This is a genomic window from Variovorax sp. GW822-FHT04A09 (genome assembly GCF_058801005.1).
Window position 1 is genome coordinate 321,250 of record NZ_JBXAMV010000003.1, and the last position, 16,604, is coordinate 337,853.

Annotated in this window: 11 protein-coding genes; 3 read left to right on the plus strand and 8 right to left on the minus strand. The window is 67.4% G+C overall.

The window, feature by feature from the left end:
• Positions 1-20: 20 nt before the first annotated feature.
• The 4 genes from AC1RLW_RS17985 to AC1RLW_RS18000 form a co-directional block, all read right to left on the minus strand.
• Positions 21-416 (minus strand): hypothetical protein, encoded by a 396-nt coding sequence (locus AC1RLW_RS17985; protein ID WP_062479336.1) that lies wholly within the window; start codon positions 414-416, stop codon positions 21-23.
• A gap of 458 nt (positions 417-874) precedes the next feature.
• Positions 875-6,502: an alkaline phosphatase D family protein gene (locus AC1RLW_RS17990; protein WP_493194287.1), complete on the minus strand. Its 5,628-nt coding sequence runs from the start codon at positions 6,500-6,502 to the stop codon at positions 875-877.
• 30 nt (positions 6,503-6,532) lie between these two features.
• Entirely contained in the window at positions 6,533-8,326 is a 1,794-nt protein-coding gene (locus AC1RLW_RS17995) for a hybrid sensor histidine kinase/response regulator (protein WP_493194289.1), read from the minus strand.
• The gene (locus AC1RLW_RS18000; protein WP_159277998.1) at positions 8,305-8,988 is read right to left on the minus strand and encodes a response regulator; all 684 of its coding nucleotides are present in this window, start codon (positions 8,986-8,988) and stop codon (positions 8,305-8,307) included. Before AC1RLW_RS18000 ends, AC1RLW_RS17995 begins: the two co-directional genes overlap by 22 nt.
• A 208-nt stretch (positions 8,989-9,196) precedes the next feature.
• On the opposite strand from AC1RLW_RS18000, the gene AC1RLW_RS18005 reads away from it, so the two are divergent.
• Both AC1RLW_RS18005 and AC1RLW_RS18010 read left to right on the plus strand, forming a co-directional pair.
• Positions 9,197-10,909, plus strand: a complete 1,713-nt coding sequence (locus AC1RLW_RS18005) for a phospholipase D-like domain-containing protein (protein WP_493194291.1) — start codon at positions 9,197-9,199, stop codon at positions 10,907-10,909.
• Between the two features lie 168 nt (positions 10,910-11,077).
• A complete protein-coding gene (locus AC1RLW_RS18010; protein WP_493194292.1) occupies positions 11,078-11,458 on the plus strand; it encodes a cupin domain-containing protein in 381 nt (126 codons plus the stop codon).
• Between the two features lie 129 nt (positions 11,459-11,587).
• On the opposite strand, the gene AC1RLW_RS18015 is transcribed toward AC1RLW_RS18010, so the two are convergent.
• Both AC1RLW_RS18015 and AC1RLW_RS18020 read right to left on the minus strand, forming a co-directional pair.
• Positions 11,588-11,821, minus strand: coding sequence for an ATP-binding protein (locus AC1RLW_RS18015; protein ID WP_095744159.1), 234 nt, complete (start codon positions 11,819-11,821; stop codon positions 11,588-11,590).
• A gap of 176 nt (positions 11,822-11,997) precedes the next feature.
• Entirely contained in the window at positions 11,998-13,116 is a 1,119-nt protein-coding gene (locus AC1RLW_RS18020) for a hypothetical protein (protein WP_493194294.1), read from the minus strand.
• A 465-nt stretch (positions 13,117-13,581) separates the two neighbouring features.
• On the opposite strand from AC1RLW_RS18020, the gene AC1RLW_RS18025 reads away from it, so the two are divergent.
• A complete protein-coding gene (locus AC1RLW_RS18025) occupies positions 13,582-14,079 on the plus strand; it encodes a hypothetical protein (RefSeq protein ID WP_493194296.1) in 498 nt (165 codons plus the stop codon).
• 150 nt (positions 14,080-14,229) lie between these two features.
• Here AC1RLW_RS18025 and AC1RLW_RS18030 read toward each other — a convergent pair whose 3' ends face one another.
• Together AC1RLW_RS18030 and AC1RLW_RS18035 are read right to left on the minus strand one after the other, a co-directional pair.
• Entirely contained in the window at positions 14,230-16,002 is a 1,773-nt protein-coding gene (locus AC1RLW_RS18030) for a glycosyltransferase (protein ID WP_493194297.1), read from the minus strand.
• A gap of 111 nt (positions 16,003-16,113) precedes the next feature.
• Entirely contained in the window at positions 16,114-16,392 is a 279-nt protein-coding gene (locus AC1RLW_RS18035; RefSeq protein WP_070061647.1) for a hypothetical protein, read from the minus strand.
• Between the last annotated feature and the right edge of the window lie 212 nt (positions 16,393-16,604).

The following is a 16,604-nucleotide window of genomic DNA, read 5'->3' on the forward strand; positions in this document are numbered from 1 at the left end:
GAGGGCGCTGCCCCGCACCATCACTCGAACCGTATCTCGGCCACGGTCGGCGCATTCGGCTCCCTGGTCCTGGCATTCGCAATGGCACCGTCTTTTTCGTTCCTGAACCAGTAGCGGCACCCGGTTCGAGAAATCATCGTCACGCACATCGAGCCGTCGGCGTTGAGAACCCATTTGCCCGACGCCTTGCCGGGCCCGCTCTGGTTGACGAAGTCGACGCGGCCATCCGTATAGAACTGCCAGCGCGAGACCATGCCGGTCGACAGATTGCTCGAGACGATGGGTTTGCCGATCAAGGTGCTCTCGACCTCGGCTTTGCTCAGGAACACGCGGCCATGGATGGGTGCGGGCTCCTCCGAGATGGCCGGCACGACGGCGATGCACAGCAGCGCACGGATGGCGTAACGGGTGAACATGACATGCCCCTCTGACGTCGCGCAGTCGGCATGCGTTCAGCCGAGCGCGTGCGTCCAAGCGCCTGATTGGCCTGTCGGTAACGCCCGATGGCGTTACATGGCATTAACTAAAAAGCGCTACTTTTCTGTGCGCCAGATCCAGCCGGCGTACGCGAACGAGGCCTGCTTCTTCCTGCGCGCCACGGCCACGCCGGGAGGCGGTGGCCCGAGGTCGAGACGAGGAAGGCGGCGTTCTTTTTCTGCGACGACACGGCTTGTGCTCCGATGGCCCCTCGGCAAGGTGGCCGAAGGGCGTTGTGGGTGGCCTACGCAAACTCCGTGGCAACGGCGCCGGCGACGGCGGAAGAGCATTGTGAAGGCAACTGTGCAGTGGCTTGTATGGCACTGTGTCGTGCGTACGGTGCCTGTAAACGGCCTGTCGATTTCGCGGGCCCGTTTCTTCTGCCTGCTGCCGTGAATCACAGGCGCTGCTTGCGTGCGAAGCGCGCCGGCCCCTGCACCGTCCAGCCACCGCCGGCCGGATCGAGGTCGCGAAGGCACTGCGTGAGCCCGTCGTCCAGGTCGAGGGTGACGCCGATCCGCCAATGCCCGGTGGCGCCGCGCTCCACCTGCAGCACGGCGAAGCCGTTGCCGGTGCCCACGGCCGCCGTGACCATGGTGGCGCCGAAGGCACCCGGCACGGCGCCGAGCTCGACCTGGCCGTCGAGCCAGAACGCGTCGGGCCGCGCATTGACGAAGGTCCAGGGTGCATACAGGCCCGAGGACACGACCGAGATCACCTCCACCGGCCCGCCCGCCGCCTGCAGCCAGAGGCTCGACACGCTCGACATGTGGCGGTCGCCCGACAGCACCACCACGTGGCGCGCGGTGGTGTCGCGCAGCAGTTCGAGCAGCGCGCGCTGCGAGGCCGGGTAGCCGCTCCAGTCGTCCATCCCCAGGCGTTGCGCCGGGTCGCCGAAGACCGCCGCGCGCGGCATCGGGAACAGCGCCACCGGCGACACGATGAACTTGGGCAAGTCGGCGGGCGCGGCCTCGAGCCACTTCTTCAGGTCGCCCATGCCGGCCTCGGCACGGATCGCCGCCTGGTCCAGCGGCGTGGCTTGCGCGTCCGTGCGCAGCGCCCGCCGCTGTCGCGTGCTGCGCGTGTCGAGCATGTAGAACGGAAAGCCGGCCGGCGCCATGCGGTAGTCGAAGGGACGCGGGTCGCGCTGCGGGCCGATGCCCCGCACCAGCTTGTGCTGCTGCGCGACGTAGCCGTCGAGCGCGGCGCGCACGGCCGGCGTTCGGTAGGGGTCGGGGCCCGGCTCCCAGTCGTCCATCACCTCGTGATCGTCGAGCAGCGGACAGGTCGGCAGCGAGGCCATCACCTGCCGCAGCGCCTCCAGCCTGAAGGTGAGCGCATAGGCCTGGCCGACGTCGTCGCCGCCGGCCGGCACGAAGAGCCCCGCGGTCTGGTCGACATACACCTGGTCGCCGGCCAGCACCAGCAGTTGCGGCTTGTGCGGTGGCGCGAGCACCTCGAGCCGCTGCGCGAGCCGCCGGTACGACGCCTGTGCGGGCACCCGGTCGACCAGGCCCGGCACGTACTGGCAACTGGCGAGCACGAAGCACAGCGAGGCCTGTGCGGGCTCGCCCTCGCGCTGCACGGCGCCGGTCCATGCGGGGTCGAGGCGCACCACGGCGCGCTCGCGCTGCGCGTCGGTGGCCGCGTCCAGTGTCTTCATCACCTGGTTGCGGATGGGCTCGATGGGTTCGTCCTGCGGCTGCGCGAACAGCCCGGCCGGCAGCCGCCGGCCCAGCACCTCGAGGGGGCCGCGCGCCATGGGCAGGTCGTCGTGCGCCGTCAACACCGCGAAGCCCTGGTAGTCGGCGAGCCGGTCGTCGAACAGGTCGATCTCCACCGCCTCCTGCAGGAGCTTTTCGCGCGTGGTCTCCAGGCCCACCATCCATGCGAAGTCGAAGCACCAGCGCCCGTCGCGGCGCCACGCGGGCACGAAGACCACGGCGCGCGCCGACACATGCGCAGGCGGCGGGCGCAGCGCCAGCCGGCAATGCAGCCGGCCCGCATTGTTCGCCGCGCGGCTCGCGTGACCGAGCCATGGGCCGGTCCACGGCAGGCTGGCCCGCCAGTCGGGCGGCACCGGATGGCCACGGCCGGGCTTGTGGTCGAAGGCTTCGAGGAAGCGCACGATGTGCGGGAACACGTCGATGCAGGCCTTCTCGCCGATCAGCGTGTCCTGGTGCCCGTAGTCGCCGAGCACCAGCAGCTGGTGCGGGGTACCTTCGCCGAGGAACAGGTCGCCCCCGGAAGGCTTCGAAGCGTCCGACGGCTCCGGCAGCTGCGGAGGTTCCCGCGGCAGGCCTTCGTCCTTGCCGAACACGCGCTTGAGCAACCAGAAGCTGTCGTACGAGCCGCGCCAGTCGAACACCGCGTTGCGCTGCCCGTGCAGCATGAACACCGGAAAGCCGAAGCGCTGGCCGACCTGCTCGAAGCCCACCGCATGGCCCTGCCCGCCGGCATCGGTCAGCACCTCTTCGCGGGCGTAGCTGCCGACCTGGGCGAGGCCGCGCACCTTCACGAAGCCGTAGATCGAATCGAGCGCATCGAGCGTGTCCTTGCCGATGTTGTGCAGCCGCATGGTCTGGCCGAAGATGGCGTCGGCCCGGTGCCGCACGGCCGCGAAGCCCGGCGCCTCGCGCAGACGCTGCGCCTCCCCGTCGTCGTCGGGGTAGGGAAAGGTCGCCAGCAGGCCGTCGACGAGCAGGCGCTTCATGCGCGTGAGCGTGGGTCGCGTGTCGAACTCGTCGATGCCGATGAACTGCTGCAGGTAGCCCGCCACATAGCCCCGGAAGCGGTTGAAGGCCGTGGCGCGCAGCAGCGGCCCCACCTGCGACAGCACCACCGCGCCGATGGAGGCATGCAGCTCCGGCAGGCGCAGCACCGCCACGCTGAACATGGCGGCGCCGATGCAATGCGCCACCACGTCGACCTGGACGGGCGCCGCTTCGTCGGGTGTCGCATATGCCGCCTGCACGGTGCGCAGGGCGTCCGGAATGTCGGTCTCGGCCACCTCGTCGAACGACCAGTAGCGCCGAGGCCGGTTCGGGAAGCCGATGCTGGTGCGCAGATCGAGCACCCAGACCTCGCGCCCGGCCGCGAGCAGGCTGTGCACCAGGTTGCCGGGGATGCTCCTGTGCGCGAAGGTGGAGCCGCTCGCGCCGTAGCCGTGGATCAGCATCACGGGCCGCGTGCCCGCGCGGCGCACCGGCGGGTGGTAGCGCGACAGCAGCCGCGGCGGCGCGCTGCCCGGGCCGGCCGCGGTGACGAGCTCGACCCGCTCGGGCCGCACGCCGTACACCTCACCGGGCAGGCGCTCCCAGTCGCGCTGCGGCGAGTCAGGCGGCGGCACGAAGTGCAGCAGGTGAACCTGCAGCACGATGCGCAGCACCCACAGCGCCAGCTCGGCCAGGTCCGCCAGCTGGTTGGGCATGTCCTGCTGGTGCTCGATGCGCAGCAGGGGTTGCAACGTCTCGACGAAGTAGGAAGGGTCCAGCACCAGACGGCCCAGCGGCTTCGGCGCATCGGGGCCGAGTTGATGCAGCTCGCCCTCGCTCAGCTGCCGCCACGGGTTGCCGCCTTCGACGAACGCGATGCGCTTGGTGAGCCGCAGCCGATCGCCCTCCTTCAGCGGCGCGCCGTGCGCGACGCGCGCCACCGTCCAGTCGTACTCGATGAGGCGCACCTGCCCCAGGTGCGAGCACAGCGCCAGCAGGTCGGCCATGGCGGGGCCCTCGAAGACGGCATCGTCCTCATCGATCGCGCCGCCGGCCGATGCGGCGCGCGCGTCCAGCAGGCTTTGCACCAGCGCCAGCAGCTTCTTGCGGGCCAGTCCGTGGCTGCGCAGGATGCGTTCGATGCTGTCGCTCTTCTCGCGCACCAGCATCGATGCGGTGCCGGTGCAATGCGCGACGGGCGCGTCGTCGCCCTTGCCGAAGCGCAGGACCACTACCGGCTGGGACAGCACGCGCGGCGTCGCGCGCAGGGTCGGCACGTCGAACGGCTCGAATTCGACTTCGGCGCTCAGCGCGAAGGCCTGGCCGTCGATGTGCACGCGGCCCGTCATGCGTTCGCGCAGCGAGACGCGCGTGGGCGCGGGCGCGCGGGGACGGGTCAGGTCGCGCCGCAACGGGCGCTGCGACGGCGGCGGCTGCGGCGAACCGGCCAGCGCCAGGCCCCAGTCCTCGGCCAGCACGGGCACCGCGCGCTCGGCCAGCGCGGCGATGGTGAGCGAGGGGTTGATGCCGAGCGACACCGGCACGATCGATCCGTCGAGCACCGCCAGGCCCGGCAGCAGCGACGGCACAGCAGAAGCACCCGCAGCGCCGTCGTAGACGCGGCCCCAGCTGTCGACGACGCCGCGCTCGCACCGGTCGGCCATGCGGCAACCGCCCAGCGGGTGCACGGTCAGCACCGAGCCCACGTCCTCCAGCTGGCCGACCAGGTCGGCAAGGCTGCCGAACGGCGGTATCGGTTTCCACAGCGGATTGGCCAGCACGCGCCCGCCGAGTCCGCCCGCGCCATCGTGGGCCGCATGCAGTGCGCGCATCTGCGCCTCGAACACGGGCAGTGCGGCCACCTTCGGCCACGCCACGCGCACCTGCGCGTCGGCCAGCACGGCGCCCTCGCCGCCATGACCGACGAAGCCGACCTGGCCGGCCGCCCCGTCGTCGCCCATCATTCCGTAGACCGGCGTGCGGCGCAGCATGTCGTCGTCCACGGCCAGCGGATCGCGCCCTTCGTCCGGCGCGTGCAGGTCGAGGTCCATGTGCGCGAGCGCCTGCAGCGCGTCGGTGGTGGTCACCACTTCGGCCAGCAGGCGGCGCAGCGGCGCGGGAATGGCGAACTCCTCGATCACCAGCGGGCGCTCGCCCTGCGTCGCGCAGGTGCGCAGCAACCCGGTGATGGTCGGCCCGATGCCGCGCTGCGCCGGCGCCTCGCCTTCGGGCGCGCTGGACAGCGCTTCGTCGCTCTGTGCCGCCGCCACCGCGATCATGTCGCCGTTGGCCGAGAAGCCGCGGCCCACCGCCAGCGAAACGGGCAGGCCCGGGCCCCTGGAGCGCAGCAGCAGCTCGGTGGAGCCCAGCGTGCCGGCAGCCACCACCACCCGCCGCGCGCGCACCACGTAGGGCCGGGCGTTGTCGGTGCGTGCCTTGCGCCGGTCGGTGAAGAAGAACTCGACGGCATAGCCGCCCCCTCCCGGCAGGGCCGCGATGCGGTGCGCGGTGCCGCCGGTGAACAGGCGTGCGCCCCGTGCATGGGCCAGCGCCAGGTAGTTGGTGTCCAGCGATTTCTTGGCGCGGTGGTTGCAGCCGCTCACGCAGTCGCCGCAGCGCAGGCAGCGGTGCATCGCCACCTGGGCCGGCGTGCGCGTGCCGTCGGCGAAGGCGATGGCGACATGGGCCTTGCCGCTCGCCGCATGCAGCCGCGCGCCGGCCTTCAGCAGGGAGTCGAGCTTCGACACGCTCTCGGGGATCTGCTCCGGCGCCAGCATGGCTTCGGCCTTGCCATAGCCCTGCGCGAGCGCGGCAAGGTCGAGGCCCTCCGGCCAGGCACCGCCCTCGAAGGCATCGGGCGTGGCGCGCTCCATCACCGCCGCATTGATGAGCGACCCACCGCCCAGCCCGTTGCCGAGCAGCGCATTCACCTCGCCGCCCAGGCGCAGGTCGAACAGCCCAGAGGCGTTGCCGCGCGCGGGCCGGCCGTCCTGCATGCTGAAGCGCACGTGCCCCGGCAGCTCGGCGAAGGTGGCCGGAAATTCGCCCGGCAGGTATTCGCTGCCGCGCTCCAGCACGTAGACCTTGATCGGCACGGCGCCCGGTGCGATGCCGGGCGCTGCATCCAGCGACAGCGCGCCCGCCAGCCGTGCCGCGGCCACCGCGCCGCCGTAGCCGCTGCCGATGACCAGCACATCGCAGTGCAGCGCGTCGGGCGGCGCCGCGGCGATCTCGCGCACCAGCACCTCGGCGCCCTGCGAGAGCAGGCGGTCGCCGGGGGCATCGTCATCGTCGCGGCCACCGTCGTTCATGTTCGGCTCCTCGCGGAATGGATCGCGGATTCAGGAATGCCCGATGGCTGCGGCCAGCGCGCGGCCGAGCGTCTGGTCGTCGACAGGTTTGCGCAGCAGCGGCAGCGCCTGACGCCGCGCCGCCTCGACCACCGCCGGGTCGGTGTCGGCAGTGACCATGACGATGGGCAGCGCCGGCTGTGCGGAGCGCTGCGCGCGCAGGCGCTCGACAGCATCGAAGCCCGAGACGCCGCCGCCGAGCCGCCAGTCGAGCACCACCGCGTCGGGCTCGTCGACCTGCGCCAGCGCCTCGTCGAGCGTGGCGGCGGACAGCACGCGGCAGCCCATCGCGCCCAGCGCGTTGAGGTAGGCGCCACGCACCATCGGGTCGTCCTCCAGCACCAGCACGCAGCGCCCGGCCAGGCTCCACGGCGCGCCGGCGCCCTCACCCTCGCAGCCGTCGGCACCGACAGGCGCGGCGCGCGGCAGCCGCAGGCGGAAGCAGGCGCCCGCGCCGAGGCGGGACTCGAGCTCGACCGGCACGTCCAGCAGCTCGGCCATCCGCCGCACGATGCCCAGGCCCAGGCCATGCCCCGCGGCAGGCGTGGTGCCGGAGCCCGACGCCTGGAGTTGCACCAGGTCCTCGAACACGAGCCGGTGGTTCTCGGGTGCGATGCCGGGGCCGCTGTCCTGCACGGTCAGCTCGACCCCGGCATCCGATGCATCCAATGGGTCCTGCGTACGAACCCGCACCTCGACCTGCCCGCCCGCGGGCGAGAACTTGATCGCGTTGTCGACGAGGTTGGCCAGCATGCGGCGCAGCAGGTCGGGGTCGGTGCGCACCGCCAGGCCGGGCGGGCAGTCGGTGTGCAGCGCGACACGGCGCGCCGCCGCCGCGGCGCCGAAGCTGGCCATCACGGCGGTCAGCAGCCGGTCGATCTGCACGCGCTGCGGCTGGGCCACCACCACGCCGGCGTCGAGTTTCGAGACGTCGAGCAGCGCGTCGAGCATGGCGCGCAACTGCTCCAGGCTGCTGTCGACCACCTCGACGATCGCGCGCGCATCGGGCGCCATCGCCACGTGGCGCAGCGCCCCCACGTTGAGCGCCATCGCCTGCAAGGGTTGGCGCAGGTCGTGGCTGGCGCCGGCCAGAAAGCGGCTCTTGTCGTTGTTGGCGCGCACCGCCTGGTCGCGCGCGATGGCCAGCTGCGCGCGCTCGAACTCCAGCGAGGTGGCCAGCGCCTGGTTCTCGGCGCGGATGCCGAACGACTCCTCGAAGGTCTGCAGGTTGCGCCGGGCAAAGCGCGTCTGCACGCCGAAGAACATCAGCACCAGCGCGGCCACGCCCCCGCCGAGCCAGCCGCCGGCCGCCAGCCACATGGCCGCCGTGGGCACGAAGAGCAGCCCTGCGTAGGCCAGGAAGGCGGGCATCACTGTCGCGCTGGTCGACACGGCGCCCGCGCCCCAGGACACCAGGATCATCGTGAGGACCGCGTCCAGCGTCGGGTCGAGCCGGGCCATGAACAGTGCCGCGGAGCCGTTGCAGGCGCCGATCAGCACGTTCCAGCGCACCGTGGCGCGCAGCCGCGCGGCGATCGGGCGGGCGCGGTCGGCGGCCATGCGCGCGAGTGCGGCGGCGCGCCACTCGCGGCTGGCGATCACTGCCGCGAACCAGCCGAGCACCCAGGGCGTCGGCACATCGCGCCAGACGATGGCCGCGACGACGACGGCGGTGAGCAGGATCTGCCAGCGCAACCCCACGGCCTGCTCGGCGACCACCTGCAGGCGCCGTTCGTCCAGATCGTCCAGCGCGGCCGGCATGCTCACGCCGCCTCGAGCGCCCATGCCGCCTGCGCGTCGAAGACGCGGCACATGGCATCGGTGCGGTTGCGCGCGCCGAGCGCCCGGTAGACCATCGACAGGTGCACCTTCACGGTGCCCTCGGCAATGAGCAGCTGGCGCGCGATCAGCTTGACCGGCATGCCCCGCATCGCCAGCGCCAGCACCTCGCGCTGGCGCGGCGACAGCTCGACGCGCAGGAAGCCGGCGAGGTCCTCGCGCGGCAGCTCGTCGGGGTCGCGCGCGCGGGTCACGTCGTCGGCCAGCACGAACTCGGCCGGCAGGTAGATCTTGTGGCGCAGCACCACGCGCAGGGCGGCCTCCATGTCCTCGAGCCGGTACGACTTGGGAATGAAGCCGGCCGCGCCGGCCTCGATGACCTCGCGCACGCGCTGCGGCGAGCTTTCCGCCGACTGCATGCACACGGGCGTGGCCTCGAAATGCGCCTTCACGGCCTTGAGCGCCGCCAGCCCGGACAGTTGGGGCAGGTGGTAGTCGAGCAGCAGCAGGTCGATGCCGACGGGGTCGCGCTGGCAGGCCTGTTCGGCGTCGCGCACGGCGTCGAAATGGAAGGGACGGCCGGGTTCGATCTCGGCGGCCATGCGCTCCAGCAGGAGGCGCGTGCCGTTCCAGACGATCTCGTGGTCATCGACCAGCAGAACCTTCATACAGGCCTCTCGTCTACGGTGACCCTCCCCGTCCTGAATGCAGATTAGCGCAAAGCCCCCCAAGAAGCGAGCGTGCGCACCTACACCAAAGGCCTAGTCGGATGGCCACGCCGGGGACTAGGCGCTGCGCGCAATGGTTGCGGCGGGCGCCGCGCGGAAAACTGGCTGCATCGATCGCCACTTCGCATCCGATGCACCGAGGTCCGCCATGAACACCCCCCCATCTCTTGCCGCGCTGCGTGCCGCATGGGAGCCCCTTGCGTGCCGCTGGTGCATCCTGGCGCTGCAGCATGCGGCGCTCGCCCGCTGGCTGTGCGCCGCGGCCATGCTCGCCGTCTCGCTGCTCGCGGGCTGCGCTGCATTGCCCAACGAGGTACCCCGTGTCGCGTCGCACGCGCGCACCGACCTCGGGGACAGCCCCCTGGCGCGCATCGCCGCCGCGTCGCTGCCGGCTGCGGACAGCGCGATGTCCGCGATGCCCGATGCATCCGGCGTACGCCTGCTGCCGGGCGGCGACCAGGCCTTCGACGCACGCATCGCACTCGCGCAGGCCGCACGGCACACCGTCGACGCGCAGTACTACGTCGTGGCCCCAGACAGCGCGGGGCGGCAGTTCCTGCGCGAGCTGCGCGACGCGGCGCAGCGCGGCGTGCGCGTGCGCCTGCTGGTCGACGACCTGTACACGGGCGGAGACGACGAGATGCTGGCCGGGCTGGCTGCGCACGCCAATGTCGAGGTGCGCGTCTTCAACCCGCTGCCGGTGCGCAGCGGTGGCCTGCGCACGCGCGTGCTGCTGTCGCTGCACGAGATCGGCCGCGTGAACCGGCGCATGCACAACAAGCTCTTCATTGCCGACAACAGCTTCGCCATCACCGGCGGACGCAACATCGCCGACGAGTACTTCGGGCGCAGCAAGCCGGCGAACTTCATCGACATGGACGCGCTGCTGGCCGGGCCGGCGGTGCGCGCGCTGTCGGCAAGCTTCGACGCCTTCTGGAACGGACCGTTGTCGTACCCCTTCGAAGCCATTGCGGCCGAAAGCGCCCCGGCAGCGGCTCCTGCGCGCGAACGCTTCGCCGCGCTGGTGCGCGACCTCGCGCACTTCATGCCTCCTGCCGACGAACCCGATGCGCTGGGACGCGGCCCGGTCGGCGCGCAGCTGGCGCAGGGGCGCGTCGCGCTGGTGCCTGCGCAGGTGCGCGTGGTTGCGGACGCGGCGGTGCCAGGCCGCTTCGCTGATGATGCCGGCGGCAACGTCGAAGAAGCCGCAGCGCCGCAAGGCCGCGAGGGCGCGGTCATGGCCGCGAACCTCGACCTGTTCCGGACCGCGCGCTCGGAGGTGCTCGTCGTCTCGCCCTACTTCGTGCCCATGCCCCGCATGATCGAGGCCCTGAGCCATGCGAGCCGCGAGGGCGCGCGCGTGTCGGTGATGACCAATTCGCTCGCCACCACCGACGAGCCGCTGGTGCACTATGGCTACGCGCGCTACCGCAGCGCCCTCTTGCAGATGGGCGCCATGCTGTATGAGCTGATGCCGGCCAGCGAAGCGCATCCCGCCTGGAGCGACACCGAAAGCAGCCGCGGCTCGCTCGGTCGCCTGCACGCCAAGCTGGCGGTGGTCGACCGGCGCTGGTTCTACGTGGGGTCGATGAACATGGACCGGCGCTCGGCGCACTGCAACACCGAACTGGGCCTGATCGTCGACAGCCCCGCGCTGGCCAGCGAGCTGGCCGACCTGATCCAGCGCGTGCGCATGCCCGCGAGCTTCACCGTGAGCGAGGTACCTCTGCGAGGCGGCCTGCAATGGAGCTTCCTGCGCGACGGACGCCGCTGGGTGCTTAACCGGGAGCCCGAATCGAACTGGGCCCAGCGACTGCGTTGGTCCGTGCTGTCGCTGGTGGTGGACGAAGATTTTCTGTAACCCGGCTTACGCAAACTGCCACATGACGCTCTTTGAAAGGGCGGCGCTTTCGTGCAAGAAATAGATCACTGCAAGCGTGGCCCAGGACTACCATTCCATCGTTCACGTGCGGTTCGGCACGAGACTGCCGCGGACTGTTTGCTCACTCGTGTCGCAAGGAGAGTCGCGATGGCAAGTCCGATGAACGTCAACAAGCTTCAGACGAAATCCCATGACGAACCGGATGAGGTTCGGGAGCCCGAGAAGACCCGGGTCGAAGTGGTCCGCCTTGAGGGCTACACGCTCGGACGCTTCAAGTTCGAGCCCGGGTGGCGCTGGTCGAAGTGCATCAAGCCGGTCGTGGGCACGGACAGTTGCCAGGTGGCTCACGTCGGGTACGCGGTCTCCGGCCGGGTCACCGTGCAAATGAATGACGGCTCGCAGACCGTCATCGAGGAAGGCATGTCGTACACCATTCCGCCGGGTCACGACGCATGGGTCGAAGGCAACGCGCCGTTCATCGGCCTGGAGATGATGAGCGCAGAGGAATTCGCAAAGCCCCAAAGCTGAGCCGGGGTGAGAGGCCTCGGGAAGAGACTTCTTCGGGATGGTCGAACGGGGCGTGACACCCGCGACCGTCCGGCTCACGCGCCCGGGTCTGCGGAGTGCCTGGGCGGCGAGCCGGGCGCCGGGGGCGTTTCAGCCCTTTCGCATGGTGATCGCATGAAAAGGGCAAGTCACTGCGCAATCGCTGCAGCCCGTGCACCGATCCGCGTCCTGAAGCGTCGACAACTTCTTCCATTGCTCGACTTCGAGACTGAGAAGGTGAAGGTCGCACGCGGCGACGCACCAGCCGCAGCCCGTGCAACGCGCGGCGTCGACAACGGGCAGCCAACCGGGTCGGTGCGGGCGGCGAAGCTGATGTACGTCCATCTGTGATTCCAACGAGCCGTATCGGTCCGGAAGGTAGCATGCTGCTGGCTCCAGTCGGCCAGTAGCAGACACTTGCCGCCATTTCCTGTCAGACCCATTGGGCGACTTCTTGGTCGCGCCGTGCCGCGCCGATCATTCGACTCAGCGCGGCAAGACCTGTTGCTCCAGATAGGCTTTTAGGGGAATGCGAACCCGCCGACGTAGTAGTTGTTTTGCGGGTTACCCACGACGACGGTGGCGGGAATGGTCGAGCCGTTTTTCAGTGCGCTTGCACCATTGATGATGTATGCGGAATTGATGGCTCCGACATAGAGCCGATCGTGCGCCGGGTCGAAGGTGGTCGAGTGCGCTGGGATGCTGAACGACTGAATGAGTGTGTTACCCGCGGCCGTGCTTGCGCCATCGACGACGCCTAACTGCCCAGTGCCCGCAATGTAGAGGCGATCGCGCGCTTGATCGATGCTGAGACCTGTCATGACGTTAAGTGCCGGAATGGTCATGACACGTACAGCCTGATTGATGGTGGGGTTGGCGCCAACCATTTCTTGCAGCCCAGTCAGGTCGAAGACAAACACCGCAACGGTCGATCCCAATCCATAAAGCAACTTTCGTTGCGTATCGATGGTGAAGCCTCGCGAGCCGCTCGCGATGGCATAGCTGTGATCCGGTGCCACGGCGCCGGACGTGGTACTTGCATTTCCAATGATGGCCAGCACATCCTGGTACTGGGCACTGCCGGCGAGGAATAGCGTATCCGCGGCCCTGTCCAGGACGATGTTAGAAAAGTGCGTGATGCCTGTGCCGCTTGTCTGGATGGTTCTGCTTGGCTGGGCGACTCCGCTAAGCGTGCTGGCTTTGTCGAACACGAGGATGTTCGGACCGGTGCTTGCATAGAGCCGGTCGTTAGCAGCGTCGTAGGCAAGCGCCTCCCCTAGGAAGCCTTGGATGCCGGTGATAGCTTTGGCTTGCAGCGTCGTGCCGGGCGTCGGGTTCTGGGTTTGGAACGAAAGAATCGATTGCGCACCAGGGATGGTCGCGAAAAGAAATTCGGGCTTCGAAACGACGGGCTCTTGAGGGTTGTTCGTGTTGGGCTCGCTGGGTGCGACGTTTGTGTTCCCCGTTGGCGTACTGTTCGAGTTGCTTGGCGAAGGGGGCGCCGAGCTTGCTGGGCCGGGCGTTGTCATCAGACCAACAGGAAAGCCTCCACCACCGCCCCCGCCGCCTCCACCACCGCACGCAGACAGTGCGGTGACCACGAAAATCCCCGCCAGCCATCGCGACAAATTCAAGCGCATGATTTCCCTCTTTGATAGTTATTGATCGGTATGCCTGCCACCTCCATGACAGGGCGCTACGAGAATAGGCATGGTAGAAAAACCTGGCAATCCAGCTGTCGCGGACTACATACACTCCTCCCCTCGAAAATCGATGTTCTCTCAACTCCTAAGCAAGGCATCCACTACCGGGAACTTCAGAAGGCCATCGAATTTCTTCCTGCGAGGACCGAGTCGATACTCTTGTCCATAGATGGTCAGACGCACATCCATGAAGACCGCGAAGATTGAAGCGTCTGCTCTGGAGCAATTTCTAGAGCCCTCACGCGACGACGGCGCCAGGTCGGATGCGCCGCAAGACTTCATTCGGACTTCATCAAGCTCGAACCCACCCGCGATAGCCTGCGGCAGCAATGTCGCTTTTCGTACGTAGGCTCAAACCAAATGGCACAAGCTCGGCAAGTTGAGGGCAACCGAACGCCGATCTTGGCACGCCTGCTGGAGCTCCTTTGCGTGGCGATCTCTTGGTTCGCTCTGATCCTCGCGGCACCGATTTTTTTCATCGCGTGTTTTGATGCCACGCACCTGACGCATCGCATCAGCCCCTCCGAGCAAGATCACATCGAAATCGTTTCCCGTTACGCACGGACTTTCATCGATCAGAACAAAAGGCTCCCGGACCACGACGAGTACCGAAATTGGGTGGTCGCCACTGACAAACAGCAAGGGACGCATCTCGATGGGCTCGGGTACTCCTTGCACACGGAATGCGCAAAAGAGGTCTGGGACTTCTGTGTGGGCTTCCTGGCCGACGATGTCTGGGTGACCTACAGGTCAGGGCAGGCAAGCCGTGCGGAGGTGGCGATCGATGGCCGTCTGGGCGAGGCATGGCTCGAAGGAGTTGCCTTTGCGGGACTGCTGGCCATCGCCGTCTTCTTCAGGCGGGCTGCCAGTGTCAGGCGGAGGTCTCCGCAAATTGAATGACTTCTTCAGAGATGCTGCTATGTCTCTTGTGGGCCCACAAGAGACACTCCAGCATCTCCAAAGCAGGCACTCATCAGCGCGGCTCAAGCCCGCTGCTTGACAGCGTCATGAGTCGATCGCATCAAGACTTGATTGCTGCGCCTCGACTGCTCAGAGACTCGCGTCTGTGAGTGTGTTCGCTTCACGATGACGTGCGATCTCACGGACATCGGCCCACCATTTTGACCATCGCTGCGCCACCTTGTCCGCAGTGAAGCGCTCCGCGGACGTCAAAGCGCCGAAGCGAAGGTCATAGGCTTTCTCGGGGTCCTCCAGCAGCGCGACGATCGCATCGGCCATCGCGTCGACGTGCCCGGGGGGAATCAGGATGCCGGCATTCCTGCCTTCCAGCAAATCCTTCGGGCCGTACTTCACGGAAAAGGCGACCAACGGACGTGCGTGGGCCAGGCATTCCAACCCGAACAGCGAGAACCCCTCCTCGTTGGACGCCATCACGCCGAGACTCGACTCCTTGAAGAGGGTTGCAACATCATTTGCATAGCCGTGGATGTGGATGCTCCCCGCCAGACCGGAGGCGTCGACGCGGGCCTGGAGCGTCGCTTGCAAAGGGCCCACGCCGTGGGTGTGCAACTGTGCGTCCGGAACCCTTTTGAGGACGCGCTCGAACACCTGGAAAAGCAGTTCATGCTGCTTCTCCGGCGTGTAGCGCGCCAGATAGATCACCCGCTTCTCCTGCAAGGAAGCAGATTCGACGATCTCGGGCACACCAGGCAACGCGTGAGGAATCACGTTCAGCTTCGTCGCCGGCATACCGGACTCGAGCAAGTCCCGATGTTGCTCCTCCGTGGCAACGATCAGGCTGTCGCAGGAGTCCGCATCTTCGAACAGATGCCGATAGCTGGTTTTCAGTTGCCCATTGGGAAGCCGATGGGTGCTGTGCAAGAAGGCACTGACAGTGTGGCGAAACCGGCGGCTCGCCGTACTTTGCCGGAGCTTGCGATACATCTTGTTCTTATCCACGAGGAAATGCCAGGTGACGTCTTCCTCCAGATTGGCGGCCATCATTGCGCAGACAAAATCGCTCTCGGTCGCGTGGGTGACCGCAGTGCCCTGCGCATCGCGCAACTCGATGGCTTGAAGATCCGCGCCGCTTCGGCCCGACTTGAATGTCTTTCGCATCAAGATCTGACCGTTCGCCAGCCCGAACTCTTCACACCCGACCTGTGTCGAATCCCAGGCTGCGGGGTGGCTGACCTTTCGCAGCGAAGGCTTGGCAGCGCTGGCAGAAGATGAACTGCCTGGTGAACGTGATGGCCGTGATGAAGCGAGCGGGGTCAGCAAGCCCTGAGAGCTCATGTCCACCAGCCATTCGTAGACATTGAGCACCTTCGTTTCCGAAGGCAGCATCCCTTTGTCCTTCAAGCTCGCTTCGTTCTCACGCAGGCGAGGAGAGAAATTGCTGGTCAGTATCCACGGCGTGATGCCGAGCTGGCCGTGGAAGAGATGGGCGCGGCGGATGCCTGCGACCTCAATGCCGTTGCCGATCTGACGCAAGTTTTCCTGCAGGAACAACACGCGCTCTGTCGGGGAGGATTTCTGACTTCCTGCAGCCCCATCTGCAAGGGGCGTCGATGTCTTGAGTGCGGGCCGGACCTGCTGGAACAGATCGCCCCCTTGAGTTTTTCCTTGCTTGCCTGTGGATGCAGTTGGAGCGACCGAAATATCGACATATTTCATCTCTGCAGCGCTTTCTTCTTCGTTGGCAAGGCGCTGAAGATAGCTGACCAGAACCTGACTTACAACAGAATTAGGAATCGGCCATGGCTTTGGGTAATGACAAAGTACTGGATTTGAAGCCGGCCGATCTGGCATTTCCACGCAGAGTTCTGCTGCCAGTGCGCCCATGAACGGCTGCGACTGCATGCCGCATTCAACGTTGAAAACGCAAGCGGATGCTGGCTGGCGAGTGGAGCGACACGCGTCCAGCCGAACTTGATGACGCCCGACTCGCAGGGAATCTCGACGGTGTTGAGGTCAGCGTCGATGGCCATCTTCAAGCGCTCCGCGCCGCGCCCTCTCACTCGCCTGAAACAACTCCCCCGCCTTGCGCGCCAGTTCCGCCGCAAGCCAAAGCAGGTTGTCCAATTGCCGGGGGCCTTCGCCGCTGCACCAGTCGATGTCTTCCCCGTGGCAGACCCACAGCAAGGCTTCGAGTTGGGCGAGTGTGTTTTCGAGGAGGTTCGCCGGGTCTTCGTGGGCGCTTCCGGCGGGGGATACCGGCGTGCGAGGCCGGGCTATAGTCTTGGTAGCCATTTTTGTGCGCTCCTTTAGAGGTGGTTGCACGTCTTTGGTTAGACGGCCGGGGTGCTCGTAACACCCTGGCCGTCGCCTTTTGATACCTCGCATTTGCATCGCTGCTTTCGCACCGACAACCTGCCGCGAGGCAAGCAGCCTTTCAACATTTCAACGGCTGTGTATGCAGCGCCTTCCGAGTCCCCTTGTTGGGGTTTTGAGTGACAGGGGCA